Origin of the sequence: Amycolatopsis sp. cmx-4-54 (assembly GCF_046548895.1) — a bacterium.
GTDB lineage: Bacteria > Actinomycetota > Actinomycetes > Mycobacteriales > Pseudonocardiaceae > Amycolatopsis.
In genome coordinates this window covers 70,437-96,329 of the sequence record NZ_JAEBEJ010000009.1, presented here as the reverse complement: position 1 = coordinate 96,329, position 25,893 = coordinate 70,437, and the positions used below count along the sequence as shown (strand labels likewise).

The following is a 25,893-nucleotide window of genomic DNA, read 5'->3' as shown; positions in this document are numbered from 1 at the left end:
CAGCCTACGGCCTACCCCCGACTGAAATTTCCGTCGTCGGGCAAGGATCTCAGAACGGCGAGCCCAGGGTGGCCACCAGTCGCGCGACGTGCTCGGGATCTCCGCCGGAGAGGAGCCATTGCCGCGGGGTGGCGGGGTGCTCGTTGATCACCAGATCGGTCTGCGGGGTGCTCATGAACGCGGCGACGACGAGCGCGGGCTGGTCCTCGGGGACGGCACGCAGCACGACCTCCAGGCCGGGCAATACCCCGGAACCGGCGAACTGCCAGGCGGGCAGCCGCCAGCCCTGGTCTTTCCAGCCGGTGAGCCTGCCCTCCTTGAGGCGGTGCCGGATCCGGCTGTCGTCCACGCCCAGTGCCTTCGCCGCTTCCAGCACGCTCAGCGCGGAATCGGCGAGTACGGCGTGCGCGGCGACCGTGCGGGCACGGAAGTCCGGCTCGTCCTCGCTTCGGGGGGAGAGGTCCAGGCCGACTTCGGTGAGCGCGGCCCGCTGGTCCGCCGAGAAGTAATGCGACGGATCGGGGTTCGGTGGGGTCAGTCTCCGCGCCGCGTCCTCGACGAGGTTCAGGAACTCGTTGGCGTCGACCTTCAGGCCCGCCTTGGCGAGAACGTTCTCGAGCGCTATCGACATGCGCCTAGGGTAACGCGTCTGTGCGGGTTCGTGCGGTCTCATCTCGATTTCGTGGGGGAATTCACCAGAGATGAACACAGAGTGCACGGAATCAAACACGCGCAGTAGGCAATTTCGCCATAGTCTGCCCGGATCGGGCGAGGTTGTCCAGGACTTCGGCTTGACAGGTGGTAAACGGGAACTTACCGTCCGAACGGTAAACGATTTCTTCCCACCGCTTCGGAGAACCCGGCTGGTGTGGGGCCGGCTTGGGGGAACAAGGGGGTGGGGCGTTCCTGGGCGGCCGGTGCGAACCGGTCGCCCAGGCACGTCGTGCACCTGGGATCTCCGGGTGTCAGTCGCGCCGCGAACTCCGGCGCACGATCAGCTTCGCCTGCAGCGTGGTCGTCGTGGCCTTGCGCGTGCTGTCGCCGATCCGGGCGAGCAGCAGCTCGGCGGCGACCCGGCCCACCTCGTTCGCGGGCTGGGCGACCACCGTGAGCGGCGGGTCGATCAGCGTCGTCCACGGCGCGTCGTCGAACGACACGATCCCGACGTCCCGTCCCGAGCGCAGACCGCGTGCGGCCAGCGCCTCCAGGACGCCGATCGTCATCGTGCTGTTGCCGACCAGCAGCGCGTCCGGCGGCTCGGCCTCGTCGAGCAGGCTGAGCGCGGCGAGCCTGCCGCCCTCGGCGCGGAATTCGGCCCGCCGGGTCAGCGCGTGCTCCTCGCCGACGGCATCGGTGTAACCGGCCAGCCGGTCTTCGGCCGTGCGCACCCCGGGCGGCCCGCTGACGCAGGCGACCCGCCGGTATCCGCCGTCGAGCAGGTGCCGGGTGGCGTCGCGGGCGGCGAGCCGGGTGTCGACCAGCACCTGGTCGCCGATGTTCTTCAGCAACGGCCGGTCGACGGCGACCACGGGGGTGCCGCGTTCGGTCAGCCGGTCGACGTTCGTGGCCCGGCCGGTGGGGGAGAGCACCACGCCGGCGACCCGTTCCTGGAGCGCGACGTCGATATAGCGCCGCTCCTTCTCCTCGTTGTCGTCGGCGTTGCACAGCACCACCGAATAGCCCGCCGTCTGCGCGATGTCCTCCACGCCGCGGGCGATCGCGGTGAAGAACGGGTTCTCCACGTCGGAGATGATGAGCGCGAGTACCGCGGTCTCCTGACGACGCAGATTTCTCGCGAGCCCGTTCGGGTGATATCCCAATTCGGCCGCGGCCGCCTGCACCCGGGCCGCGAGCACCGGGTCCACTGTGGACTTCCCGTTGAGCGTTCTCGACACGGTCGCCGTCGAAACCCCGGCCTTCGCCGCCACGTCGTTGATGGTGGCCACCGTGACCTCCCCTTCCGCAGGTGTGTTGACACCCTCGCACGGGAAGAATAGCTTGACCGACAATCGTTACCATCCGCTGATCGCGCTACTCGCGCGGAGGAGTTCGGAGGCGTCGTGTGGGAACCGGGCCTGGTGCTCGGCATCGACATCGGCACCTCGAGTTCCAAAGGTGTCCTCGTCGATTCCCGGGGCACCGTGGTGGCACGGGCATCCCGGCCGCACGAAACCTCCCGCCCGCGTCCCGGCTGGTTCGAGCACGACGCGGAAACCGTGTGGTGGCAGGACTTCGTGGCGCTGGCAAGGAAACTTTCGGCGGGAGCCGGGGATCATCCCATCATCGGAGTGTCGGTCAGCGGGATCGGGCCGGTGCTCTTACCCGCGGACGCTTCCGGAAGACCCTTGCGGCCGGCGATCCTTTACGGCGTCGACACCCGTGCCTACGACGAAATCCGGGAATTGAATCGGGAATTCGGTGAAGAATCCATTGTGGAACGAGGCGGGAGCGCACTCGGCTCACAGGCCGTCGGACCGAAATGGCGCTGGCTGGCCAAGAACGAGCCGGACGTGTTCGAGCGGGCGAAGCTCTTCCTGATGGCGAGTTCGTTCCTCGTGCTGCGACTGACCGGTGAATACGTCCTCGACCATCATTCGGCGAGCCAATGCGATCCGATGTACGACCTGCGCGAGGCCCGCTGGGCGCCGGACCGGGCCGCCGCGATCGCCCCCGGCGTCGAATTGCCGAGGCTCGCGTGGCCGACCGAGGTCGCCGGTTCGGTCACCACCGAAGCGGCCGCGGAAACCGGCTTGCCGCAAGGGATTCCTGTCACGGCGGGGACGGTGGACGCCTGGGCGGAGGCGACCAGCGTCGGGGTCACCGCGCCCGGGGACACCATGCTCATGTACGGCACCACGATGTTCCTGATCCAGATGCTCGCCGATCCCCGCCCCGGGCAGGGGCTGTGGACGACCCGCGGTGCCTTCCCCGGCAGCTATTCGCTGGCCGCGGGGATGGCCACCTCCGGCGCGATCACCGATTGGCTGCGGGATCTCGTCGGCGGTGAATTCGGGGAACTGGCCGCGGCGGCGGCCGAGGTCCCGGCGGGCAGCCGCGGTCTGCTGATGCTGCCGTACTTCGCGGGAGAACGGACCCCCGTGCCGGACCCGGACGCGAGGGGTGTCATCGCCGGGCTCACCACCTCCCATGATCGCGCCGATCTCTACCGCGCGGCACTGGAAGGCACCGCGTACGGCGTGCGGCACAACCTCGAAGCCATGCGGGAGGCCGGTGGCGGCACCGGCCGGATCGTCGCCGTCGGTGGCGGGACACAGGGCGGGGTGTGGACGCGGATCGTCAGCGACGTGGCGCGGATCGACCAGGAGATCCCCGCGGAGACCATCGGCGCCGCGTTCGGAGGCGCCGTTCTCGCCTCGGTCGCCCTGGGGAGGGAACCGGATATCGAAGCCTGGAACCCGGTCGCCGAGATCGTCCGCCCCGGGGCGGACGCCGATGTCTACGACGAGTTCTATCCGCATTACCGTGACCTGTACCGGTCCACTGTGGACATCGCTCACTTCCTGGCGCGGAAGAACTCACTCGCTTTCAGCCCGGAGAGTTCACGGCAATCCCGGCTCAGATGAGCTTGATCGGCGTAACCCGCCGAAAACGCCAGCGAGGCGAGATCCGGTGCCGTACGCGCGAGGCCGACGGCGCGCTGGAACCGGGTGACCCGCAGGTACGTGGCCGGGCCGTAGCCCACCGCGAGGGTGAACCGCCTCCGCAACTGCCGCTCGCCGGTGGTGAACCGCTTCAGCGCGGCGGAAACCCGGGGCACGCCGCCGTCCAGCCTGGCGATGAGCTCCGAAACCTCCCGGTCGGCTCGCCTGGCTCCGCGCCGCTCGACGACGTCGGCCAGCGAAGCGGCGCCTGAGAGCACGCGTTCGGCCAGCAGTTCGCCCTCCCTGCCCCACAGGTCGCCGAGGGAGACACGCTGATCGCGTAGCTCGTCGGCCCCCAGACCCAAGACGGCACCCGCTCTGCCGGGGGCGAAGCGCACGCCCCTTGCCCGTTCGCCGGCCTCCCAGGTCCAGGGCGCCGTATCCGGCCCGGCGACGAAGACCTCCCCGCCGCTCTCCACCAGGTCCACGCAGCCGTCGGGCACGATCCGCTTCGGCGCCGTGCCCGTGTCCTCCCACAGGCAGCGCACCACACCGGCCGGCCCGCCGGATGCCGTCGTCTCCCGATACACGCCTGCCATGATGCCCTGGGCCTACGACAGAATCGGGCCGTGGCCGAGCAGAGATCGATTCACCAGGACTGAAGGGCGTCCGGTGATGGCTTGTTCGGTCCGATCGCGACATGTTGTTCGTCGGACGCGCACCTCTGCCTGCCGTCTCGTCGACCAGGCCGGGTCACTCAAAGTGAGCTGTTCAGCGCACTGTGGTTACGCCGATCGCCCCATGACCAGGCACTCCCCACTCACTGGGACACCCAAAAGGGTGAATATCGGGTTTCTTCCCGATAACGGCTAACGCGGAGTCACCTTTGAACGAGAAGTAGTCGACGCACTCGACGGAAGTGCGCTCGGACGAGAGAAGACCTCTCCATGGGTGTTCCCACCGCGACCCCTCCGGCATCGGCGCCGGGGCAGGGTGCCCCCGGCAGGCTGAAGCCGCTGGGGACGGTCGTGGTCGTGCTGGGGGTGATGGCCGTCGCCGTCACGCTGACCAGTTATGTGTTGCCGAAGGCCGCCAAGCCGGCGCAGAGCCCGCCCGCGCCGCGGATCGAACAGGTCGAACAAGCTGCGGCCGCCGTACGCACCGTGCTCCACTCCGTCGTCTACGAGCTTTCCGGCGCGGAGGGCGCCCAGAACGTCACTTACGTCGCGCAGGGTTCCGAACTCATGCAGAAGACCGAAGTGACGGTGCCGTGGAGCGCCGCTTTCGAGCGCACGAGCCAGGAAGGCCGCGACGAGTTCTACAGCCTTTCCGCGCAGGGTTCGGGCAGCGGTGCGTTGCGGTGCCGGATCCTCGTCGACGGCGAGGTCGTCAGCGATCGCACCGCCCCCGCCGCGGGCGCGCCGGTGAGCTGCACCGCGTAGGCGCTACGGCAGGATCATCCGGGTGACGGATGGTGCGATCGAGTTCGGCCCGGTGCTCGCCGTGGTCTTGGCCGTGCTGGCGATCTTCGGCGCGGCGGTGGTGCAGTTCGGGCGGCTGGGGCAAGGCAAGGCGGTGCTGTTCGCGGCCGGGCGCGCCGTCGTGCAACTCGCCGCCGTGTCGCTGGTCATCGTCGGGATCCTGGAATCCGGCTGGCTGACCGGCGGTTTCGTGCTGCTGATGTTCGCGATCGCGGCGGTCACCTCCGCCCGCCGGATCGGCGTGGCGAAGGATCTGGCGTGGGTCGCGCTCGCCATCGCGTCCGGTGTGGTGCCGGTGCTGACGCTCGTACTCGCGACCGGGGTGGTCCCGTGGCGGCCGATCGCGATCGTGCCGATCGCCGGGATCGTCATCGGCGGCGCGATGTCCGCGACTTCCCAGGCCGCGAGGCGAGCCCTCGATGAACTCGTGTCGCGGCACGGCGAATACGAAGCCGCGCTGGCGCTGGGCTTCCTGCGCCGCCCGGCCGCGCTGGAGATCTGCCGCCCCTCGGCGGGGCACGCGCTGATCCCCGCCCTCGACCAGACCCGGACGGTCGGCCTGGTGACCTTGCCCGGCGCCTACGTCGGTGTCCTCCTCGGTGGCGCCGGGCCGGTGCAGGCCGGGGTGACCCAGGTGCTCGTGCTCATCGGGCTGCTGGCCGCCGAGGCGGTCGCGGTCCTGGTCGTCGTGCACCTGGTCGCGGCGGGCCGGATCAGCCGAAAGGCGACTGAAGATGCGACGTGTCGTTGAACCGCCGCACCATCCAGTTGTCGCCCGACACCACCAGATGTGAGATCGAGCCGTTGTCCGCGCCCAGGAACGCGAACCGGTTCTTCGCGGCGCTGGCCTGCGCGAAGACCTCGCCGATGACACCGCCGTGGGTGAACACGGCGATCCTCCGGTCCGGGTTGGCCGCCGCGAGCCTGCCGATGGCCGCCCTGATCCGGCCGCCGAACGACTCCATCGTCTCCGCGCCCGGGATGACGTCCCAGCGCTGCTCGCTCCAGAGTTGCTCGATGATCGGGTGGCCTTCGTAGGTGTAGCGCCGGAAAAGCCCGTTCTCCCAGTCGCCGAGGTGGATCTCCCGCAGGTCCGGCTCGACCTCCGGGGTGAGCCCGAGTTTCGCCGCCAGCGGGGCGGCGGTCTGCGGCGTCCGGCGCAGCGTCGTCACGTACAGCGCGGAGATCCGCTCGTCAGCCAGACGGCGTCCGACCCGCTCGGCGTGGTCTCTGCCCTCCGGCGCGAGGTCCGGATCGGCCTGCCCGTCGACGAGGTCGAACGGCGCGTCGCCCTTCGCCGGGGCCGATTCACCGTGGCGGACAAGGAAGATCTCGGTCGCGCCTGGTGGGGGAGCGAACCGGTGCTGACGGTATTCGACTTCCTGCTCAGGGGTGCTCATACCCCGGACGATACCGAGCTAGCCCAGCTGTTTGTCCACGAAACACCACCGCCAGGTCTCGCCGGGTTCGTGGCTGCGCATCACCGGGTGCAGGGTGTCGTGGAAGTGCGCTGTCGCGTGCTTGCCCGGGGAGGAGTCGCAGCAAGCGACGTTCCCGCATTTGACGCATTCGCGCAGATGCACCCAGGTCATCCCGTTCTCGACGCAGACCGCGCATTCGTCAGGCGCATCAGGCTGGACTTCTGGCCAACTCTTGGTCAGATGTTTGCAGGATCCCGCCGTCGCGGCGGGGGTGCGCAGTTCCCGATCGGAGTCCGGCACGGTCTCCTCCTCCCTGTCCAGCATGGATTCCTCGATGTCGAGACGTTCGAGGATCCGGCGCAGGACATCATCATCGGCCATTCCGGAGTCACGCGCCTCCAGGAACTTCTCCCGTTCGACTTCGAGCAGCCGCAGTCGCAGCCGCCGATACGCGTCGCTCGGGGTTTCGGACAGCGCGCTCTGCCTGCCGAGTTCCTCCCAGGCCGAGTCCGAGCGGTGCTGGAGCCGGCTGCGCAGGCGTTCGACGATGTCGTCCGGATCCTCCGGGGTCCGGATCTTCTCCAATTCTTCGAGCGCGGCCCTGGTCATGTCATGGAGCACGGCCGCTTCCTGCAGCGCGTCCTCGGCCGGGTCGGGAGGCGGCAGTTTCAGGCGCCGGACCAGCACGGGCAGCGTCGTCCCGTGCAGCAGCAGCGTTCCCGCCACCACGACGAACGCGACCAGCACCAGCACGGCCCGCTGCGGGGTGTCCGCGGGCAGCACGAACGCCGCCGCGAGCGTGACGACCCCGCGCATCCCCGCCCACGCGATCACGGCCGAGTACCGCCACGGCCACGCGTGACGGCGGAACACCCGTCGCGCCAGGCCGATGCCCACCATCCAGACGATCCGGGTGAGGATGGTCGCGGCCAGAGTGGCGGCGCAGATCAGGACCAGTTCCAGCGCGGTCAGCCCGCTGTCGCCGACCTCGGTCATGATCCGGCGGACCTGCAGGCCGATCAGCAAAAAGACGATGTTCTCCAGCAGGAACTGGATGGTCTGCCAGTTCAGCCTGCTGGCCAGCCGGGAACGGCCCGAAAGCATGCTCGGCGCCTTGTGCCCGAGGATCAGCCCCGCGACGACCACGGCGATCACGCCGGAACCGTGGATCGCCTCGGCGGCGAGATAGGCGACGAACGGGACCGCCAGCGAAAGCGCGGTGTCGGTGACCGGGTCTTCGAGGCGGGTGCGGATCAGCGCGGCGAGCGCGCCGACGGCGAACCCGATCACCAGCCCGCCGCCCGCGGCCAGCAGGAAATCCCCGCCGACCTGCAGCAGGCTCACCGAACCCGCGATGGCCGCGATGGCGGTCCGCAACGCGACCAGCGCGGCCGCGTCGTTGAACAGGCTTTCGCCCTCCAACAGCCTGGTCAGCTTGCGCGGCATGCCCACCTTGCGGGCGACGGCGGTGGCCGCGACCGCGTCCGGCGGCGCGACCACCGCGCCGATCGCGAGCCCGGCGGCCAGCGGTAGACCGGGAATCACCAGCCACGCCACGATCCCGACCGCGGCCGTGGTGAAGATGACGAGCCCCACCGACAGCAACAGGATCGGCCCGCGGTTGCGGCGGAAGTCGATGAGCGACGTGCGGATCGCGGTGGCGTACAGCAGCGGGGGCAGCAGCCCCAGCAGCACGACCTCCGGGTCCAGTTCGTACTCCGGGACGCCCGGCACGTACGAGGCGACGACGCCGACCGCGATCAGGCACAGCGGTGCCGACCAGTCGAGTTTCCGCGCCGCGGCGGTGACCAGGAGGACGGCCACCACCAGTGCCACTAGTTCTACCGCGATCTCCACGCCGCTCATCATCACCCGGGAACCTCGGTGCGCGCGCACCGAGGCAGGGCTACCGCTCCTCGAACCGCACCAGGTTGCCCGCCGGGTCGCGGAAAGAGCAGTCGAAGGCGCCGTAGGACTGCTTCATCGGTTCTTGGACCACGTCCGCCCCCGCGGCCTGGATCCGGTCGAAGGTGCCGATCAGATCCGGGGTGGAGAGCACGATGATCCCGTGGACGCCCTTGGCCATCAGTTCGGCGATCGTGGCGCGTTCCTCGTCGGTGAGCTCCGGATCGGCGGCGGGCGGGTGGAGCACGAGCGACGTCTCCGGCTGCCCCGGTGGGCCGACCGTGGCCTGGAGCGGGCCTTGGGCACGTACCTCGAAGCCCAGGATGTCGCGATAGAAGGAAAGTGAAGCCTCGAGATCGTCCGCCGGGAGATAGGACGCCTGAATCGAGAGGGTCATACGACTCAAGGTAGGTCGGCGCGCGGCGGTGTCGCTTCTCGATTCCTGATCGGTCGCATGACCTGTTTGACGACGCAGCCGGGCATGCCCCGGCCGTCGTCCGCCGCCTGTTTGCGGTACGCGCTCGGCGAGACGCCGACCAGTTCGGAGAACCGCGTGCTGAACGTGCCCAGCGACGAGAAACCGACGTCGAAGCACACTTCGGTGACCGACATGTCCCCGCGCCGCAGCAGCATCATGGCCCGCTCGATGCGGCGGGTCATCAGGTAGCTGTACGGCGATTCGCCGTACGCGGCGCGGAACTCGCGGCTGAGGTGCCCGGCGGAGACGTGCACGCCGCGGGCCAGCGCCTCGACGTCCAAGGGCTGCGCGTAGTCGCGATCGATCCGGTCCCGGACACGGCGCAGCATCGCCAGGTCCCGCAGACGCGGGTCGGGTTTGCCGGTCACCCGGAAAGCGTAACCCACGCGCGGACGAGAGAGGCCCCCTTCGCCGGGTGGCGAAGGGGGCCTCGGGCGACTCCCGGTCTAGAGGGTGATCTTGTCGATGTTGGGGCCACCGTTCGCCGTGGTGGCGACCGCCTTGATCTTGTTCACTCCCGCCGCCAGTGTCACCTTGACGGTTCTGGTCGTCCAGTTCGGCCAGGCTCCGGTGCCGCCGAAGCCGACACCGGACGCGCTGATCGAGCCGTTGACCGAGAAGTCCAGCGGCCGGTTCGCCGTGGTGCCGTTGGCGTACCGGACGACGACGTCGTAGGTGCCCGCGGCGGGCGCGTTGACCGTCCACTCGACCGAACTGCCCGCGACGTTGTCGTAGTTGACGAACCCGGTGCCGGTGAACCCGGCGTGGTTCGACTCCACCGCGCCCTGGACGATCGTGGCGTCCTCGGCCTGGTAATCGACCGGGTTGCCCGGCCCGGAGCCGTCGGCCGGAACGGTCTGCGTGCCGGTGTTCCAGCCCGAGACGCGGACCGAAGGCTTGGAGCCCTTGAGATCGGCGGTGCGGTACTTCGCGGTCAGCGTGGTCGTTTCACCCGGCCACAGGCTCACCGCGTTGTCGTTCCACTCCACCGGGAGCACCGGCTTGCCCGCGGCGTCCACGACCTTCGAGTCCACGTAGAACGCCGGGAGCTTGCCGCCCGAGGTGTTCTTCAGCGTCACGGTGGTCGTGGTGGTGCCGTCGCCGCCGGCGACCGACTTCGCCGTCGCGCTCACCGCGGACTGCCCGAGGCTCTTCAGGCCGGACAGGTCGGCGTAACCCGACTGAGGCGTGTAGTACCAGTCGCTGCCGCCCCAGTTCAGCGTGTCGGCCTTGGTGGAGAGCCAGTACACGTTCCGGCTGACCTCTTTGCCGGACGAGTCGGTGAGCACCAGCTTCGCCAGATAGGTCGTCGACAGTCCGCTCACCGCCGGGACGGTGACCGCGGTTGCCTTGGCACCCAGCGCGCCGACCGACAGCCCGGTCTTGGTGTTGCTGTACTTCTCGGTGCCGTCGAGGTTGTACAGCTTCGTGGTCGCCGTCAGCCCGCTCACCGCGTTCGACGTCTGGTTGATCACCACGACCGAGCGATTGTCGTGCGAATACTGGATGTGCAGCGGCTCGTTGGCCTTCTTCGCCCCGTAGTAGGCGCCGTTCTGGTCCATGTAGGCGTCGAACAGTTGCCAGTGCAGCGAGGTCCACGGGCTGTTGAGCATCCAGTAGATCAACCCGGTCGACGGGTTGGTCGAATCGGTGTAGTTGCGCGAGTGCGACTCGAACTCCGCGCGGACGTTCTCGTACTGCGCGAGCTGCGCCTTCCGGACGAAGTCGTTCAGGTCGGCGGGCGCGCCGTAGCGCTTGGTGAGCGCGTTGGCGAACAGCTTCAGGTTCGCGAACGTCGTCGACGAAGAACGGTGGTACTGGGGTGCCGACGGGTCCTTCCACATCGTTTCCAGCTCACTGTCCGACATCATCCGCTTCAGGGTGTCCATCGTCGGGATGTCGACGCCCGCGCTGGTCTCGGAGTTGAAGCTCCACGCGCCGCCACGGTCCTTCTGCGACTTGTCGTACCAGTAGACGGGCGGGACGTAGTCGTACGGGCCGTTCATCTTCATCCCGGAGGCGCCCGTGATCGGGGACGGCCGCTTCGACGCCGACGGGATCACCGGGAGGGTGAAGTCGGCGGCCTTCATCGCGTCGAGGTAACCCTGCTCGATCCGCCTGTCGGGAGCGAAGTCGCTGCCGATGTGGAACGAGATGACACTCGGGTGGTCACGCAGGCGCTCGGCTTCGGAGAACATCGACGCTTTGGCGATCGGGTAGTCCGACTCGACCCACGGCTCGCCCTTCTCCTCGCCGTTGACGTGCCCTTCCCATTTGTCGCAGCATTCCCAGCCGGGCATGGTGAGCACGCCGAGGTCGTCGGCGAGGTCGAAGAACTCGTCCGGCTCGATGTGGCCTTCCAGCCGGACCGTGTTGAGCCCGAGGTTCAGCACGTACTTGAGCTTGTCGGCCGCCGCGGTCTCGTTCCAGCGCAGGAACAGGTCCGGCGTGTAGCCGCCGCCGCGGATCAGCAGCGGTTTGCCGTTGACGCTGTACTGCCGCCCGCCGCTGGAGTTCAGCGGCGCCTTGACGTCGCGGACACCGAACTTCGACTTCGAGGTGTCCGACGGCGTGTCTCCGACACTCGCGGTCAGGTCGAGTTCGTACCGGTGCTGGCCGCCCATCCCGGCGGGCCACCACAGGTTGGGCTTGTCGAGGCCGACCACGCCGAAGGTGACCGTCTTGCGTTCCTTGGCGGCCAGCGAGACCGTCTGGGTGATCGGCTTGCCCGCGACCGTGCCGGCGACGGTGGCCTGCACCGCGTTCGCCGAGTCGTTGCGGACGTCGGCCTTCACGGTGAGGTCGGCGCGGTTTAGCGAGGAGTTCAGCTTCTGGACGACGTGGGCGCTGCGCAGCGCGACCGGACCGCCGCGGCGGACGAGGACGTCGCGCACGATGCCCATGTTCTGGTCCGGCGGGGTCTGCGCCCAGTCGATCCAGCCCATCGAGAGGTCGTTGTCGGGGTCGTTGGGGTAGACCTTGAACGCGACGCTGTTGACGCCCTGGCGCACGTGCGCGGTGATGTCCAGGTCGTGGCGGGTGTACGCGCCGTTGACCTGGTCCTTCGTCGCGATCCGGACGCCGTTGACCCAGACGTCGGCCTTGGAGAGCACGCCGCTGAAGTCGAGGTACGTGCGCTTCGAGGTGTCCTCGACATTCAGGTCCGTGCGGTACCACCACGGCACCGAGAACTGCGCCGTCGGGACGTTCTTCATGTTCGTCGAGTAGAACGGGTCGGCGTACTTGCCGTTCTGCAGCAACCCGGCGTAGACCGTCGAGCGCGACGACACCGGGTACCAGCCGGCGGTGGGGAAGCCCGGCTTCGATACCGCTGAATCGTCGCTGACCTGTGCCGAGGACTGGATCGCGTAGCCGGGGATCGGGGTGGCGTTGCCCGCGGCGGCGCCGACGGACAGGGGGACGGCCACTTCCGCGCCGGTGGCGGCGGGAGCGGCGGTCACTCCGCAGACCGCGGCGGCCAGCGCGGTGACGGTCATGGCCAGTAAGGGGATCCGGGTTCTCTTCTGCCGAAAACTCACGAGCGCGCCTCCTTGGGCACACGGCGGCGGACCTTGGCGAAATCGTTAAGAAAGTTCCCTAACAATGTTGGGGGGAATAGTAGCCGCCACGTCACGCGGAGAACAGACCCTTGCACCGGGTTCGTCAGCGGACGGGCGCCACGTAGCTCCACTGCCCGTCGACGCGGACGAAGCGGCTGTTCTCGTGCATGCTGCTGGGTTGACGGTCCTGCCGGTAGTGGGCCCGGAACTCCACGGTGCCCTCGTTCTCCAGCAGTCCGCCGCCGGTCTTGCCGAGGATCTCCAGGAACGTCCAGCGTTGCCCGGGATCGAGCTCGAGCTGGGCGGGCCTGGCCTTCGGATGCCAGGTCTTCGTGAGGTACTCGGTGTCGCCGACGGCGAACGCGCTGAATCGCGACCGCATCAGGAGTTCGGCGGTCGGCGCCGTCGCGGCTCCCCGATGGAAGCGGCCGCAGCACGCGCCGTAAGGCTCGCCAAGGCCGCAGGGACAACGGGACTCGTCGGTGATCACGCCGCCGATTGTGTCATCGCGCCGCCGCGGCGGTTTCGAGGTCTCGCGCCTGCTTGAGCCAACCGGTGAACAGGTCGGCGTCGAGGTCCTCGACCGAACGCAGCTTGACGTGCGCCATCTCCCGCGCGCTTGCCTCAAGCCTGCCGGACTCGTCGTCGACGAGCTGCCCCTTCCATAGGGCGAAGGTGACGTACGACGAGTAGGCCTTCATCAGGCAGACGAGGTTCTTTCCAGCGGCTTCACCGGCGCTCCAAGTCGGGGAGGCGTGGTACATCGCCTCGATGGAGCCCGGCAGGGCGGCGTTGACGATCGGGCGCAACGCGGCGGTGACTTCGCGCAGGTTCTCGGGCAGGGCGGCGATGTAGTCGTCGACGTTCGCGAACTTGGCCATGACTCGTACTCCTTCGGTCGGTGTGAGTACAGCCAACCGCCCGAAGTATGAAGTTGTCAAGACAAAAATAATAGTCGGTGCGTTTGAATGTCTGACCTCGTGCTTTCAGTGCTTCGCGGATGATGCGGAGCGCTTTGGGGCCGACGCCGTGCAGGCTCGCGAGCTCGGCTTCGGTGGCGCGGGTGAACTGCTCCAGTCGCGTGTAACCCGCGGCGGTGAAAGCCCGCGTCGCCGGGTTGCCGATGCCGGGCGGCAGGTCGGTCTGATCGTTCATGGTGTCCTCTTCGGTCAGTGGCCGGCCTGGGCGCCTCCATTGTGGACCGCTGGTGCGGGTTCAAGGTGCGGGGAACTCGACGGCGACGTCGACGGCGGTCTCCAACGTCGCTTCGCTCGGCCGTCCGGAAGCGGGCGCGGATTCGGCGATCACGACCAGCTTCTTGGCCAGGCGGGAGTCGTAGTTCTTGCCGGTGAAGCGGCTTCCCGGCGGTGCCTCGCCGAAGAGCAAGACGTTGCCGGTGCCGTCCTTGTCGACGAGCCGTTTCAAGTCGCCTGCCTGGCCCGTCCTCGGCATCTTCACCCACGCGACGGACACGGCGATGGTGTTCCCGGCGCCGTCGTCGACGGTGACCATCATGCGATCGAGATCCACGCAAGGATGACGCAGGAAGAAGCGCTGGACTTCGCCGAAGGAATGCGGTCCGCAGTTGAGTTCCCGCTTGGTGGTCTTCTTCAGCCGGCGCCAGCCCAGGCGTTGCCATGCTTCGGAATGGCGGCCCTTCTGTGCGGATTTCTTGCTGGAGCTTTTCCCTTTGAGGGCTTGGCTCGCGGCGGAATCCAGCGAGACCGCAGTGCCTCCGCCGATACCGTTGGTGGCGGCGACGACCACTCCTGCCGTGACCATCGCGCCCGCGCCGTACTTGTATTTGATCCAACGGCCGTCCGGGCCACGTGGTTGATTCACCATGATGCTCCGTCCCCTCCCAAGTCCGGAACGGCCGATCTTGCTCCGGGTTTTGCGGAGGAATCGAGAACTCTTGCGCTAATACGCCCGAACGGCGCAGCCGAACTTCGGGTTTCCGCCGGTGCTGAACAGTTTCCGCGGCGATAAAGGGTTCGTCGACAGCGGGCGCTCTGATGGGGAACACCTGCCGAAGCGTGGCTTGCTCGAGCGCTGGTGGGACGCCGTGAGGTGTTGGCCACTGGGCATGACCTCGTCCATCGCGTGGAGGGTAGTGAAGGGCCGCAGGCATGCCGGGGGCCCGTCGCCGGTGTGGCTGGCGGCTCTTCGGTGGTCAGTGGTGCCGGGTGTCGCGCCGGGGTTGGCGGAGCGGATCTCGGTACTGGGGCGGGATGAATTCCCGTAGTCCGTCGGCGGCTATGTGGACTTCCCGGTCGCTGTCGTGGATTAGCCGGTGGTGGAATCCAGATTCCGGAGATCCGTCGGGCCACCGTCTGCCAGTGGTGAATGCCCTCTTCATGTACGTAGGTGCAACAAAGGGCCTTCAAGTCCTTCAGATCTCGGTGTTGTCCGCTGGGCATGACCTCGTCCATCGCGTCGAGGTCATCGTGCTGAAGGAAGAATTCACGGAGCGGGCATGGCGAGGGGCCCGTCGCCGGTGTGGCTGGCGGGCTCCTCGGTGGTCAGCGGTGGAGGGTGTTACGGCGGGGTTGTCGGAGCGGATCTCGGTATTGGGGTGGGATGAATTCCGGTAGCCCGTCGGCGGCCATGCGGACTTCCCAGTCGCCGTGGTGAATCAGCCGGTGGTGGAAGCCGCACAGCAGCACCAGATTCCGGAGATCGGTGGGGCCGCCGTCTGCCCAGTGGTGAATGTGGTGGGCGTGGCAGTTCTTCGGCTTCCGATGGCACCCGGGGAAGGCGCAGCCACCGTCGCGGATGTTGAGTGCACGGCGTTGGCCGGGGGTGACGAAGCGTCTGAGCCGTCCCACATCGAGGGGCTCCCCGGCGGCGCTCATCACCACGGGCAGCATCAGGCAGTCGCAGGCAGCGAGGCGGGCTTCCCGGGCGGTCATCGTCCCGACGAAATCCAGGCACGCGGTCCCGAGGCCGGACTTGAGTTCGTCGAGCCCGATCGTGACATGCACCAAGGTCCGGTAGCCGTTGGTGCCGGGTTGGTCGGGGCAGGCGATGGCGAGGTCGAGGATGTCGACCCAGGCGTCTCCCATGCGCTCGCACTTCATCCGCAGATCCGCTTGGCCGAACTCGTCCACTGGGCGTGGCTGGGCGTAGGCCTCGAGTGCGGCGGCGGTGCGGGCACCGGTCTCGTTATCGAGGAGACCGGTCAGCTTCCAGAAACCGTCCTTACGCCGCTCCAGCGTGATCTCCCGGCGCGGCTCCTTCGGCTCCGGCTCCTTCGGCTCGTTCCCGTCCGGGTCCAGCAACCCGAGCAGATTCGTTTCAGCCTTCGCCAGTTGCCGAGGACCAACCTCGCGGGCGAGGGTGGCGAGGATCTTCTCGGCATTGACGCGGTCCTCAGTTGAGGTGTCGGCCGGAAGTCTCTTCAAGAACTCCAGGATCTGATCGATCTGCTCGTCCCCGACCAAACCTTCAGCGGCGACAGCCGCGGTCGCGGGCGCGACAGCAGGAACTTCGGCGCCATCCAACGCGCGGGTCGGATTCAACGCCAGCGCACGATTGACCACGGGCTGAGCCTCGCCACGCGACAGTCCCGCCACATCCGCGAACCAAGCAGCCGTCGACCCATACCCATACAAGTCTTTGACGCCCCGGGACTCGATCTCCGCCAAATACTGCCCCAACCCGGCGGTAGCCATCCTGATCACCCGCAAAGACTGCTGCACGCCATGGGCAAGCTCCAGCTTGCCAGCACGCCACAGCTCCTGCGGCAACTCGGGAAGGAAGGTCTCGGACACTCCTCCATAATACCGCAAACCAATCGAACACGTGTTCGTAATTTTAAGCAACAAGCGAAACGCGTGAACAATACTGAAAGGTGAATCGGCCACCGAGCTGAATCACCTTGAGCAAGGCGCCCCGAAACCATCGCAATTAGTCGACTAATTGCGATGACAACAGGGTGCTCGACGACCTATGCCTGCCAGCTGCGGCACTGCCTGTACTCCTTGAGATCGGCGACCGCCGTCCCCGCGAAAGGTCGTCGCCTAATATCGGCACCATGACGACAGTGGAACTGACCCGCTTCAAGGTCCCGGCCGACCGCGCGGACGAACTGCTCCAGGCCCGGCCCGCGATGCTCGCCGAGTTCCGCGCCGACCGGGAAGGGTTCCTCGACGCCCAGCTGATCCGGGTCGACGACGAGACCTGGCTCGACGTCGTGTGGTGGCGCTCCTCGGAGGACTTCGCCGCGTCGCGGGAGAAGGGGGCCAACCTGCCGGGGATCAAGGCGTTCTTCGCGCCCATCGCCGAATTGATCTCCGCCGAAGAGGGCACCACCGAGGACTACCGGGCATAGCCCACATGCCGGGACAGGAAATATCCTCGCCGTCGTCCCGTTGACCTGGGGGAACGAGCAAAGGTCACGGAAGGGATCGGCGATGAGCACAAGCCTGGACACGTTCACGCGGGACTGGCAGGGCTGGAAGACCCATCGCGAGCGCGATCTCGCCGATCCGCTCGGCTGGCTCGCGCTGGTCTCGCTCGAGTGGCTCGAAGACAAGCCGCGCGCGTACGAGGGGCTTCCCGGCCTGTGGTGGCAGGACGCCGACGCGGCGTACCTCGACCCTCAGGGCGCCGATCTCTCGCACGACGGCGAGCGGGTCACCGAAGTCCGCCGCTTCGAGCTGATCAACAGCGGTGCGACCACGAGGGTCGTCGCCGGCGACATCGAAATCGAGGTGGCGCGCCGCGGCGGGTACCTGATCCGGACGCACGACCCGAAGGCGCCGGTGCTGAACGCTTTCCGCGGGGTCCCGGCATACGAGCCCGACGTGGCCTGGGTGCTGTCCGGGACTTTCGAGCCCTTCGACGAGCCGCGGCCGACCACGGTCGGAGCGGTCGTCGAAGGACTCAGTCACGTCTACGTCTCGCCGGGTATCGTGCGGTTCGAGTACGACGGCGTGGAGCACACGCTCACCGCCTTCAACGGCAAAAAGGACGGCCTGCTCATCCTCTTCACCGATGCCACGAGCGGCGTCACCACCTACGCGGCGAACCGGTCGCTCGCGGTCCCGCCTCCCGCTGAGGACGGAGCGGTCGTCCTCGATTTCACCCGCGCGACGAATCTGCCGTGCGCGTTCACCGATTTCGCCACGTGTCCGTTGCCGCCGGCCGGCAACGACCTGCCGTTCGCGGTGGAAGCGGGGGAGAAGTTGCCCTACGAGCGCCCACGCTGAACGGTCGCGAGCGCCGTCATCGCCTCCTGTTCGCGCTGGGCCAGTTCGAACAGGATGGCGGACGCGTCGTTCAGGTCCTCGGCGTCGCCGGTTTCCCCCGCCCGGGTGAGCAATCCCGCGACCTCTGTCCACAGTGGAGTAATTCCGCGGTATTTCTCATATGCGGTGCGAAGACCGGCGTCGTCGACGAGGGCCGTGCTTTCTTCGAGGAAGTCGCGGTAGAGCCGGCGGAAGAGCGCGCCGCCGGTGCCTGCCCGTTCCATCAGGACGGCGGCCTGCGGAAGGTCGCGCGCCGGATCACTGCTGCGTTCCAGCCATTTCCGCACCTGCACGGCGGCTTTGCCGATCCCGCGATAGCCGAGATTCGCGATGGGCGGGTTCAGGAACTCCGCCGCGTTGGCCCGGACGGCCGTGCGGATGGCGTCGGCGAGCGGAACGAGAGGTGTGTCCACACCGATGGTGAACGAGCGGTTCTTCGCGGTCATTGGGCCCTTCTCGCCGCGGGCGCGTTCCAGGCTCTCCAGTGAGGTCGATACGGCCCCGCCCTGCTGTGCCGTATCGACGAGGAACGCGGTCTTGGCGTCGTAGCCGTACAAGGCGGCGAAGTGCCCTCCGAAGTGGACTTTCGAGGTGAAGTACTCCAGATGGTACGAGTCGAGTTGCAGGCCGACCGGCACACCGGCGTCGATCTCCCCGGCCACGTTCCGCCATGCCGTGCGCGCCGACGTCGTTTCCTTGACCCGCAAGGTCAATCCGAGCCGGTCGGTCAGCTTCCGCGTGATCTCGACGGGCTTGCTGCGGCCTCCGAGGAACGGGAACGGCAGGTTCTTCCCGTCCCAGTAGATGAAGCCCAGACCTTCGCCGAGCCCGAACAGCATCGGCTCGGACAGCTCGATTCCGGCGTGCCGCAGGAGGACGTCGAGGGTGCTGGTCTCGCAGTGCTCGCCGCCCGCGGTCGCGATTCCGTCGACGATCACGAGGGCACCGGCCAGGCGATTTCGGTGCGGTAGGCCTCGGGTGCGACCCCCGGCCCGGGCGCCACCAGGTACAACTCTTCGGCGGGTCCCGCCGGGAGGCGGTCGCGTTCGGCGATCCAGCGGCCGAGTGATCGGTACGCGGTCTCGACGTCTTCGTAGCCACCCTCGTGGATCGTCGCCACGAGCAGCCCGCCGGGAAGCTCGGCGGAGGCGATCTTCCCGTCTTCCCGCACCGGCCCGTCGACCGGGACGAACAGTTCGACGGTCAGCTCGTCGGGATCGTCGGTGAGATAACGGGTCCCGGGCGGTCCGGACGGCGTGACCCCTTGCGCGCCGAGCGCCGCGAACAGCCGGGCGTACGCCGGGCCGATCAGCTCGGCCAGCCCGCTCAGCGGCGTCCGGAGCGACAGGCGGGCGATCGGCCGCGGTGCGCGCACGCGTTCGTAGACGTGCAGCCACCGCGTCGGTTCGGCGAGCACGGAGTCGAGTCCGTCCGTGATCGCCGCGAGTTCCGCGGCCCGTGTCGCCACGCGGTCGTGATGCCGTTTGATCGCGGCCCTCACCTCGTCCGGGTCGCCCGCGTCCAGGATCCCGGCGATCTCCGCCAGCGGCACCTCCAGCTCCCGCAGCCGCCGGATCAGGCCCGCGCGGGCGAACTGTTCGAGCGAATACCGGCGGTACCCGGTGCCGGAGTCGACGCCGGCGGGGACCAGCAGCCCGATCCGGTCGTAGTTCCGCAGCGCGCGGACCGACAGCCTCGTGGCGTGCGCGAACACGCCGATCGGCATCAAGGTCGTCATGGGACCAGCCTGAACCCTCTCCCGGGGAGAGGGTCAAGCCGGTACCTCACCCCAGTGACAGCCGATCGAGATCCGGGGCGGACGCGTGGTCGTTGTGCAGTTTGATCGTGTTCGCCCCCGCCTTCAGCTCGACCGGCAACGACGTCGTGAGCTGGGTGTTGTTGCCGGAGCCGTCGACCTTCACCTCGATCGGCGTGCCACCGTTGACCGTGACGAAGTACGAGCGCGGCCCGTTGACGGTGAAGTCGATGTGGAGGGTGTAACGCCTGGTCTCGGGCACGGTGACGGCGTCGAACCGCACGAACGAGGCCGGGTCGCCGCCGATGTTGCGGACCTTCTGCCCGCCCGAGCACACCCCGCAGTTCGTGACGCCCGCTTCGCCGACGTCGTTCGCCGAGTCTTCGGCCTCCCGCATGAAGACGCGGTCCGCCGGTCGCGGGCTCACCCGGACCGGTTTGCTCACCGTTTTCGCCCGGCCGAGCAGGTCGAACGACCCGGTGACCGGGATGTCGGCCGCGGTGACACCTTCGGGGGAGACCAGGGTCCAGGAGGCTTCGAGCTCGTTCCCGACCCGCATCGACGTCGCCGTGGCCGGAGCACCCTGCAAGGTCCAGCCCGCCGGGACGACGGGTGCGAGGCTGACCTGCTTGATCGTGTCGTCGGCGTCGAGCCGCAGCTTCGCGGTCACTTGAAGGGACTGCCGTCCCGGCGCGAGCCATTGGACGCCGCCCGGCTCGACGGTCAGTGTCGTTTTCGGCGTGTAGGACGATGGTGGCAGGGGAGCGATCGCGATCCGGTCGAGGCCCGGCCCCGTGGACGCGTTGCTGAACACCTTGACGGTGTTGGCGCCGGCGTTCAGCTCGACGGGGATCGCCGTCGAAGTCACGACTCCGGGCGTTCCGGCATCGATAGTGGTCTCGATGGGGGTACCGCCGTTGACGCTCACCGTCACCGACGTCGCGGGACCGCCCATCGTGTCGAGCTGAAGCCGGTGGCTTCCGGCTTCAGCGGCCGTCACGTCCGGATAGGTGACCGAGTTGCGCGGGCCGCCACCGAGCCCGGTGACCTGGAACGACCCGGAGCAGGACGAGCAATGGCCGAGCCGGGCACGGCCGTCGTGGTCGTTGCGAAAGGACTCCGCCTCCAGCGGAACCCGCGCGCCCAGCGCTGAATTCGGGTAGCCGTACGCCACCTTGATCTCGTCGATCGCCAACTGCTTGTGGAAGGGCTTCGCCTGCGGTCCGGACCAGGTATTCATCACCTCGAGTTTCACGAACCTGGTCTGCCGCTCGCCGAAGTCGATGAACTGCACACCGCGGGCGCTCGGCATCGCGCCGGTGCGGACCGGTTCGCCCCAGTTCCGCCCGTCGTCGCTGACGTAGACGCGATAGTCCTTGATCCGCGACGAGTCCTCCGGCCTGCCGAACGACTCGCGCGCGTGCGTCGGCGACATCTCGCGCTGATTCACCGCGAGGTAGGTGGCCGGCCGCCGCCTGCCGAGGTCCAAGGTCAGCGAGACCGGTTGCCGGCCATCGGCGTCCCAGTAGTTCTCGAAGTTCCCGTCGACCAGGTTCGACGCCGGACGCCCGGCGCGTGAGGACGAAGCGGTCGCCTTGATCGTGCGGGAGTCGTGGAAGTACCGTTGCCCGGCCGTTTCCACCTTGAACACCGTGTCGTAGGTGTCCCAGTCCTTGATGTCCACAATGGTCAGATAGCCGCCGGATTGGCTGAAGCGCAGCGGCTTCCCCGTCCGCAGGTCGGACACTCTGGTCACCTTGTATCCGTTGTCGCGCAACCGCAGCAGGTCGGTGCGTGGCCGCGTGACCACGTGGAGATACTGTGTTCCGGCACCGGGCTCGACGGTGATGACGCCGTGCGCGCCGTCGTTCCAGAACCCCGGCTGCATGCCGCCGTACATGTACCCGCCGCCCTCTTTGCCCTGCAGGGAGGACTTGATCGGCGGCACCCAGCTCGCCATGAAGTTGTTGTACGCCTCCTGTTGTGGCGGGAACTTCCCGTTCACCATCGGGGTCTCGGCCATCAGTGACTTCATCGACGAACCCGCGTTGGCGATGTAGCGCCCGGTGGACAGCCGGAAGTCGACGGCCTGATCGGTGCCGTCGTACCACCAGGCGCCGTTGGTCGGCAGTTTGTAGTCGGCCTCGGTGAGCCTGGGCATCGGGGTGAAAGCGGCCTGCGGATAGTCGTACGGCGGGGTGATGCCGGTCTTCTGTTCGTTGCTGACGGTGTCCATGATCGGGGTGTCCTCGTTGTTGTTGCTCAGCAACCAGGACGGCCGTTTCTCGCGGATCTGTTCGTAGAGCCGGTTCTTCTCCCAGTAGTCGTTGTCGTTGTCGATCCAGAACCCGGCGAGGTCCGCGTAGCGATCCATGACCTCGTGGAAGAGGTCGTAGCTGTACTCGCCGAAGCCCGGGCGGGTGGTCAGGTCGACCTGTTTGCCCTTGTAGGCGGAGTACGCGGCGGAATCCAGCGATTCGACACCGGTTTCCTTGTGCCACTGGGGATCGTCGGTCATGTAGAGGATCGTCCGGACCCCCTTCGCGTTGCCCGCCTTGACGAGCTCGCCGAGGAGGTCGCGGCGCGTGGAGCAACTGCCCGGGATCGCCGACGGCCACGGACGCGCGTAGCCCAGCCTGCTGTGGAAGGTGGCGAGCACGATGTAGGAGGCGCCCAGCTTGCGGGCCTCGTCCACCCAGTAGTCCGCGCTCCAGCCGCCGTCGGTGACGGCGCGTTCCCAAGCGGCGCAATCGGTGTGGCGTGGTGCGGTGAACATGCCCCAATGGAGGAAGAGGCCGGCGGTGGCTTCGCGCAGCCATTTCTGCCGGGGATGGTGTACCTCCGCGCTGGCGGCCGTCGTGGTGAGCAGGCTCGCCAGCAGGGCGAGAACTACGGCGAGCCAGGCGGTGCGATGCGCTCGAACTCTCATGACCATCCGCTCTCATCCCAGGCGTGATTACCGAGAGGTCCGATGATTGCGGCAGAAATGTTCGTGGTCAAGCCCCGATGAGCGGGACACGCGCTTAGTCATCAGAGGTATCTCGCGACTAAGCCCTCTCGTCTGCAGTACGAGAGGGCTTGTCGGTCGCGATTCAGATGTTGAAGCCCGGATGGGTCGCGAAGGCGTTGTCGATCACGAGGTTCCCGCGCTGGCGCGCTCGTTCACGCAGCGCCGACGTCGTGCGGGCGCCCTGGGCGTAGAACCACCACAGGTAGAGCGCGCCGTACATCCAGGCGCCCTCGTATCCCCAGGTGGAGTCGGCGCCGCTCTTGCCTGCCCCGAACACCGAACCCGCCGGGAAGTTCGCGTTGTGCGGCTTCCCACCCTGGTGGCGCGATTCGTGAATCAGCGTCTCGGCGCGGCCGGGAACGTCCTTGGAGTACCAGAAACCGAGGTACACCTCGATCCGGTCGTCGACGAACGCCCCGCTGAACGAGCGCGCGATGGCGCTGCCGTCGCCGCACAGCGAGCGGAGATCGTCGCAGTTGTCGCGAACGTACCGGCGCGCCCAGTTCAGCATCGCCCCGGAATAGGCGTCGTTCTGGTAGTCCTGCGCCGAATAGGTCAGCAGGTAGCACGCGTTGAACGTCCGGGCCAGCGGCTTGTCGGTGTTGCACGCGTCTTCCCAGCCGAAGCCGTCGTCCCAGTAGTCCTTGTTGCCCGCGAAACCGTAGGTGTTCCAGAAATAGTCGATGTAGGTCTGATTGCAGATCGAGGCGCCGTAGAAATTGTCCCCGGTCACGTTCTTGTCGGGCACGGTGTAGCTGCAAGTGGCCATCGGAGATCACCTGTCTGTAGAAGGAATGGGTTCGATTCAGGAGCGCGGGGGCTCGGGCGGCGGTACGTCGTCGGCCCGTGAGTCCTTCACGTGCCGGCCGCCGACGGCCTGAGGAACGCCGCGGACGTCGACCCGCCGGATGTTCAGCAGACGCTCGTCCTCGGTGCCGCTCAGCTCCTCGCGCACCCGCGCGGTGAGGTCGGTGTCGCCGGTCTCGGCGATGGCCTGGACCGCCGCTCGCCGTACCGTGAACACTTCGTGCCGGACCTGCCGCAGCAGCAGCTCCTTGGCCGCACTGTCCCCGGCGGAGGCCAAGCGCGCCAACGCTTCCACGGCGGTGGTGCGGATGATCACCTCTTCGCCGACGGTGCTGATCCCGTGCGCGGGGTCGTCGGAACGTTCCGGCGGGATCGGCTGGCGTAGCACGTTTTCCAGCACCGAGACGGTGGCGGCGTGCCTCAGATCGGTGAGGAGCTGGACCAGGCCCCAGCGCTCCAGGTACTGCTCCTCGGACAAGGCGTCGTACTGTGCTCCGAGCGCGGGGACCACGTCGTCCGCGCGTTCGCGAAGCCGGTCGAGGCTCCGCTGGTAGTTCCGCTCGGCGTCTTCGCCGGACGCGGCCATGGTTTCGGCGGCCTGGGTGACCAGTTCGCCGATTTCGCTGTTCGAGAAGCTTCCGAGGCCCGAACTGCCCGGGCCCGCTTCGAGATTGTCGCCACCCGGGCCCAAGGACGGGGTGTCGGGATTGCGTGGCATGAGGTTCTCCTTCGCAGCGGCGGTGATGCTGACGGAAGGAAGGAACGCGAACCCGGGCGGCAGATACCTGATTTTCCGAAAATTCACCCCTTGGGGCAGAACGTGATTTTCACCGCGGGAATCCGAAAAGGCTTTTGCTCACCGAAAGCCCGGTGGCCGTCGAAAAGCCTTCACGGATTCCCGCTCGTGATCAATGGCGGACGTCGATGACGACGCGGTTCGGCGAAGTCAGGGTGAACACGGTGACCGGTGTCCTCGAACGGACGCCGAGACCGATGGACAAGGTGCCTTCGTAGTCACCGGAGACCGCGACCGCCATGACGTTGCGCAGATTCCGGGTCCGGAACTTCTGTGGGCCGGGATAGGTCGGATTCCCGGCGTCGTCGTGCGCGGAGGCCAGCCAGATGATTTCGCCCGAGCCATCGGCGATCAACTCGTCGACGAGGTCGTACCGGACGGCGGGAGCCGGGCCTGCGGTCAGGTCGAGCACGACCCGGTCGAAGCCAGGGCTCTGGCCGGTACGGATTCCGGTCATGGTGGGGATCTGTTGTGCCGCGGCGGAAACCGGGGTGACCGCGGCGATCGTCCCGGTCAGCATCAGGCGGTGGCGGCGAATGCGCGTCGTAGGGTGATGGTCATGGCGTGACCTCCTGCCGGAGAGTTGGTTCTCCGAAAGACGCCCCAGATTCCGAATTCTCGTAGAACGATCTCGAAGTCGGCGGGAGAACGGTTTTTGACCCGCTCCGCGAGCCAGTCCATATATCGGAGATCACTTTTCGCGGAAGCGATGAGATGGGTGAATCTCCGGTCGTCGTCCCGGTAGCAGTCATGCTGCGAGCCGAAGACGCATTGCGTCCGTGGCGCTGCCGCCCCAGCACAGTGCGCCGAGAAGGTACTGCTCGACAACGAGGTTGTAGTCCTCGAGCGGTTGCCAGGCAGTCCGATTCTCCGTCGACTCCACCATGCGGATCGCGAGATCGGCGTAGCGGCGCAGGAAGGAAATCGCGGTGCCGCCGACGACCCCGGTGCACAGCGCGGCTTCCCCGGTGTAGTCGCCGAATTCCCTCGGCAGAAAACCGCCGATGCCCCGGATCGTCGCGGCGACGGCCGACGGCCGGTAGGAGCCGGCATCAGAACCCGGTGCGTGCTCGGGATTCTGCGCGACGACCTGCATGCAACTTCCCGAGCGCCCACCACGACGGATCCCGCCCGGTTAGTGCGTTCAACGTCAGGGAGATGTTGCCGAAGGGCAGCCGCAATCGGTCCACGAGCAGTTCGTGTCCCCAATCGTCGGTCACCAAGGCGGTCGTGGGGAAGAGGCGGGACGCGAGCCGGAACGACAGGACCCAGGACAACGCGTGGAAGAAGTCGCTGGGCCAGTGTCTTCCGTGCCGACGCCGGTACGGGACGCTCCAGAACGACCAGACCACCCGGCGGATCGGTCGCTCGGCCCTGTCACCTGGATGGACCACGCGGACCGGCGGAGGGCACCAACCGGGCTCGCCGATCTCGCCGTCTCCGCTGTGGCGGGGGATTCCGGGCGCGAGCAGCCGGCCGCCGATGGCGACCGCGGTGCCGGGGTCGTATCCGTAGTACGGCATCGCGCTGTGGTTCGGCTCTGGGTGATCGAACGTTACGACGGCCATCGACGGATTCCGCTCAAATAGAGCACGCTGAGCGCGGTTGCCGTGCCGAGAGTCGTCACCAAGAAGGAACCGGTGAGTAAATAGAGGCATCCCACGCCTGCCAAGGAGGTCTTGATCAGTTTCACGATTCCCGCATGATCTCCGCCGGAGGGGCCTTTGCTCATTGTCGAACCCTTCGTTCGTGGTGTACTAGTACACCGTAGGGCGCGACGACCGGCGATGACCGTCGCCGGTTCTGTTCTTTGACGGTCAGGAGG

Annotated in this window: 22 protein-coding genes and 3 pseudogenes; 5 read left to right on the top strand and 20 right to left on the bottom strand. The window is 67.6% G+C overall.

Annotated elements, in window-relative coordinates; genetic code table 11:
- Window positions 1-49: 49 nt before the first annotated feature.
- Together ACLJQ7_RS27645 and ACLJQ7_RS27640 are read right to left on the bottom strand one after the other, a co-directional pair.
- Window positions 50-631: a DNA-binding protein gene (locus tag ACLJQ7_RS27645; RefSeq protein WP_410651073.1), complete on the bottom strand. Its 582-nt coding sequence runs from the start codon at window positions 629-631 to the stop codon at window positions 50-52.
- 334 nt (window positions 632-965) lie between these two features.
- A complete protein-coding gene (locus ACLJQ7_RS27640; protein WP_410651072.1) occupies window positions 966-1,946 on the bottom strand; it encodes a LacI family DNA-binding transcriptional regulator in 981 nt (326 codons plus the stop codon).
- Window positions 1,947-2,060: 114 nt separating this feature from the next.
- Between ACLJQ7_RS27640 and ACLJQ7_RS27635 the strand changes: the two genes are divergently transcribed.
- Window positions 2,061-3,584 (top strand): FGGY-family carbohydrate kinase, encoded by a 1,524-nt coding sequence (locus tag ACLJQ7_RS27635; RefSeq protein ID WP_410651071.1) that lies wholly within the window; start codon window positions 2,061-2,063, stop codon window positions 3,582-3,584.
- Here ACLJQ7_RS27635 and ACLJQ7_RS27630 read toward each other — a convergent pair.
- Window positions 3,515-4,201, bottom strand: coding sequence for a helix-turn-helix domain-containing protein (locus ACLJQ7_RS27630; RefSeq protein WP_410651070.1), 687 nt, complete (start codon window positions 4,199-4,201; stop codon window positions 3,515-3,517). The genes ACLJQ7_RS27635 and ACLJQ7_RS27630 overlap by 70 nt on opposite strands.
- Window positions 4,202-4,549: 348 nt before the next feature.
- Between ACLJQ7_RS27630 and ACLJQ7_RS27625 the strand changes: the two genes are divergently transcribed.
- Both ACLJQ7_RS27625 and ACLJQ7_RS27620 read left to right on the top strand, forming a co-directional pair.
- Window positions 4,550-5,044 carry an MmpS family transport accessory protein gene (locus ACLJQ7_RS27625; RefSeq protein ID WP_410651069.1) on the top strand — a complete coding sequence of 165 codons (495 nt, stop codon included), beginning with the start codon at window positions 4,550-4,552 and terminating at the stop codon, window positions 5,042-5,044.
- Window positions 5,045-5,066: 22 nt separating this feature from the next.
- Window positions 5,067-5,834, top strand: coding sequence for an ABC transporter permease (locus tag ACLJQ7_RS27620; protein WP_410651068.1), 768 nt, complete (start codon window positions 5,067-5,069; stop codon window positions 5,832-5,834).
- Here ACLJQ7_RS27620 and ACLJQ7_RS27615 read toward each other — a convergent pair.
- The 10 genes and pseudogenes from ACLJQ7_RS27615 to ACLJQ7_RS27570 all read right to left on the bottom strand — a co-directional run bounded on the left by ACLJQ7_RS27615 (window position 5,797) and on the right by ACLJQ7_RS27570 (window position 16,220).
- On the bottom strand, window positions 5,797-6,483 hold the full coding sequence (locus ACLJQ7_RS27615; protein WP_410651067.1) for a histidine phosphatase family protein: 687 nt from the start codon (window positions 6,481-6,483) through the stop codon (window positions 5,797-5,799). The two genes, ACLJQ7_RS27620 and ACLJQ7_RS27615, sit on opposite strands and share 38 nt — an antisense overlap.
- 18 nt (window positions 6,484-6,501) lie before the next feature.
- Window positions 6,502-8,370, bottom strand: coding sequence for a Na+/H+ antiporter (locus ACLJQ7_RS27610; RefSeq protein WP_410651347.1), 1,869 nt, complete (start codon window positions 8,368-8,370; stop codon window positions 6,502-6,504).
- 40 nt (window positions 8,371-8,410) lie between these two features.
- A complete protein-coding gene (locus ACLJQ7_RS27605) occupies window positions 8,411-8,806 on the bottom strand; it encodes a VOC family protein (RefSeq protein WP_410651066.1) in 396 nt (131 codons plus the stop codon).
- 5 nt (window positions 8,807-8,811) lie between these two features.
- Entirely contained in the window at window positions 8,812-9,216 is a 405-nt protein-coding gene (locus tag ACLJQ7_RS27600) for a helix-turn-helix transcriptional regulator (protein ID WP_410651346.1), read from the bottom strand.
- A gap of 117 nt (window positions 9,217-9,333) precedes the next feature.
- Window positions 9,334-12,426: a glycosyl hydrolase 2 galactose-binding domain-containing protein gene (locus ACLJQ7_RS27595; RefSeq protein ID WP_410651065.1), complete on the bottom strand. Its 3,093-nt coding sequence runs from the start codon at window positions 12,424-12,426 to the stop codon at window positions 9,334-9,336.
- Between the two features lie 124 nt (window positions 12,427-12,550).
- On the bottom strand, window positions 12,551-12,937 hold the full coding sequence (locus tag ACLJQ7_RS27590) for a YchJ family protein (protein ID WP_410651064.1): 387 nt from the start codon (window positions 12,935-12,937) through the stop codon (window positions 12,551-12,553).
- 13 nt (window positions 12,938-12,950) lie between these two features.
- Window positions 12,951-13,328 (bottom strand): DUF1801 domain-containing protein, encoded by a 378-nt coding sequence (locus ACLJQ7_RS27585; RefSeq protein WP_410651063.1) that lies wholly within the window; start codon window positions 13,326-13,328, stop codon window positions 12,951-12,953.
- Between the two features lie 334 nt (window positions 13,329-13,662).
- Window positions 13,663-14,292 (bottom strand): hypothetical protein, encoded by a 630-nt coding sequence (locus tag ACLJQ7_RS27580; RefSeq protein WP_410651062.1) that lies wholly within the window; start codon window positions 14,290-14,292, stop codon window positions 13,663-13,665.
- Between the two features lie 328 nt (window positions 14,293-14,620).
- A pseudogene (locus tag ACLJQ7_RS27575) lies at window positions 14,621-14,807 on the bottom strand (HNH endonuclease); the annotation flags it as partial.
- A 162-nt stretch (window positions 14,808-14,969) separates the two neighbouring features.
- Entirely contained in the window at window positions 14,970-16,220 is a 1,251-nt protein-coding gene (locus tag ACLJQ7_RS27570) for a DUF222 domain-containing protein (protein ID WP_410651061.1), read from the bottom strand.
- 263 nt (window positions 16,221-16,483) lie between these two features.
- On the opposite strand from ACLJQ7_RS27570, the gene ACLJQ7_RS27565 reads away from it, so the two are divergent.
- Entirely contained in the window at window positions 16,484-16,780 is a 297-nt protein-coding gene (locus ACLJQ7_RS27565; RefSeq protein ID WP_410651060.1) for an antibiotic biosynthesis monooxygenase family protein, read from the top strand.
- 82 nt (window positions 16,781-16,862) lie between these two features.
- The gene (locus ACLJQ7_RS27560; RefSeq protein WP_410651059.1) at window positions 16,863-17,660 is read left to right on the top strand and encodes a DUF1684 domain-containing protein; all 798 of its coding nucleotides are present in this window, start codon (window positions 16,863-16,865) and stop codon (window positions 17,658-17,660) included.
- Here the strand turns inward: ACLJQ7_RS27560 and ACLJQ7_RS27555 are convergent.
- The 7 genes and pseudogenes from ACLJQ7_RS27555 to ACLJQ7_RS27525 all read right to left on the bottom strand — a co-directional run bounded on the left by ACLJQ7_RS27555 (window position 17,642) and on the right by ACLJQ7_RS27525 (window position 25,591).
- Complete coding sequence (locus ACLJQ7_RS27555; RefSeq protein ID WP_410651058.1) at window positions 17,642-18,637, bottom strand: BtrH N-terminal domain-containing protein; 996 nt, start codon at window positions 18,635-18,637, stop codon at window positions 17,642-17,644. The genes ACLJQ7_RS27560 and ACLJQ7_RS27555 overlap by 19 nt on opposite strands.
- Window positions 18,634-19,437, bottom strand: coding sequence for a MerR family transcriptional regulator (locus ACLJQ7_RS27550; protein WP_410651057.1), 804 nt, complete (start codon window positions 19,435-19,437; stop codon window positions 18,634-18,636). The genes ACLJQ7_RS27555 and ACLJQ7_RS27550 overlap by 4 nt, the downstream gene beginning before the upstream one ends.
- Window positions 19,438-19,483: 46 nt before the next feature.
- Entirely contained in the window at window positions 19,484-22,390 is a 2,907-nt protein-coding gene (locus tag ACLJQ7_RS27545) for an alpha-L-fucosidase (RefSeq protein ID WP_410651056.1), read from the bottom strand.
- Between the two features lie 157 nt (window positions 22,391-22,547).
- Window positions 22,548-23,234: a hypothetical protein gene (locus ACLJQ7_RS27540; protein ID WP_378442225.1), complete on the bottom strand. Its 687-nt coding sequence runs from the start codon at window positions 23,232-23,234 to the stop codon at window positions 22,548-22,550.
- Window positions 23,235-23,270: 36 nt separating this feature from the next.
- Window positions 23,271-23,990 (bottom strand): hypothetical protein, encoded by a 720-nt coding sequence (locus ACLJQ7_RS27535; RefSeq protein ID WP_410651055.1) that lies wholly within the window; start codon window positions 23,988-23,990, stop codon window positions 23,271-23,273.
- A gap of 190 nt (window positions 23,991-24,180) precedes the next feature.
- A pseudogene (locus ACLJQ7_RS27530) lies at window positions 24,181-24,629 on the bottom strand (hypothetical protein).
- Window positions 24,630-24,816: 187 nt separating this feature from the next.
- Window positions 24,817-25,591: pseudogene (locus ACLJQ7_RS27525) on the bottom strand (DUF6734 family protein).
- Window positions 25,592-25,893: the final 302 nt, after the last annotated feature.

What these genes read in the sequence shown, in the direction of transcription:
- ACLJQ7_RS27605 (WP_410651066.1), bottom strand. Translation starts at nt 8,806, where the DNA reads ATGACCCTCTCGATTCAGGCGTCCTATCTCCCGGCGGACGATCTCGAG.
- ACLJQ7_RS27550 (WP_410651057.1), bottom strand. Translation starts at nt 19,437, where the DNA reads ATGACGACCTTGATGCCGATCGGCGTGTTCGCGCACGCCACGAGGCTG.
- ACLJQ7_RS27625 (WP_410651069.1), top strand. Translation starts at nt 4,550, where the DNA reads ATGGGTGTTCCCACCGCGACCCCTCCGGCATCGGCGCCGGGGCAGGGT.
- ACLJQ7_RS27540 (WP_378442225.1), bottom strand. Translation starts at nt 23,234, where the DNA reads ATGGCCACTTGCAGCTACACCGTGCCCGACAAGAACGTGACCGGGGAC.
- ACLJQ7_RS27545 (WP_410651056.1), bottom strand. Translation starts at nt 22,390, where the DNA reads ATGGTCATGAGAGTTCGAGCGCATCGCACCGCCTGGCTCGCCGTAGTT.
- ACLJQ7_RS27645 (WP_410651073.1), bottom strand. Translation starts at nt 631, where the DNA reads ATGTCGATAGCGCTCGAGAACGTTCTCGCCAAGGCGGGCCTGAAGGTC.
- ACLJQ7_RS27560 (WP_410651059.1), top strand. Translation starts at nt 16,863, where the DNA reads ATGAGCACAAGCCTGGACACGTTCACGCGGGACTGGCAGGGCTGGAAG.
- ACLJQ7_RS27630 (WP_410651070.1), bottom strand. Translation starts at nt 4,201, where the DNA reads ATGGCAGGCGTGTATCGGGAGACGACGGCATCCGGCGGGCCGGCCGGT.
- ACLJQ7_RS27535 (WP_410651055.1), bottom strand. Translation starts at nt 23,990, where the DNA reads ATGCCACGCAATCCCGACACCCCGTCCTTGGGCCCGGGTGGCGACAAT.
- ACLJQ7_RS27565 (WP_410651060.1), top strand. Translation starts at nt 16,484, where the DNA reads ATGACGACAGTGGAACTGACCCGCTTCAAGGTCCCGGCCGACCGCGCG.
- ACLJQ7_RS27580 (WP_410651062.1), bottom strand. Translation starts at nt 14,292, where the DNA reads ATGGTGAATCAACCACGTGGCCCGGACGGCCGTTGGATCAAATACAAG.
- ACLJQ7_RS27585 (WP_410651063.1), bottom strand. Translation starts at nt 13,328, where the DNA reads ATGGCCAAGTTCGCGAACGTCGACGACTACATCGCCGCCCTGCCCGAG.
- ACLJQ7_RS27615 (WP_410651067.1), bottom strand. Translation starts at nt 6,483, where the DNA reads ATGAGCACCCCTGAGCAGGAAGTCGAATACCGTCAGCACCGGTTCGCT.
- ACLJQ7_RS27600 (WP_410651346.1), bottom strand. Translation starts at nt 9,216, where the DNA reads ATGCTGCGCCGTGTCCGGGACCGGATCGATCGCGACTACGCGCAGCCC.
- ACLJQ7_RS27610 (WP_410651347.1), bottom strand. Translation starts at nt 8,370, where the DNA reads ATGAGCGGCGTGGAGATCGCGGTAGAACTAGTGGCACTGGTGGTGGCC.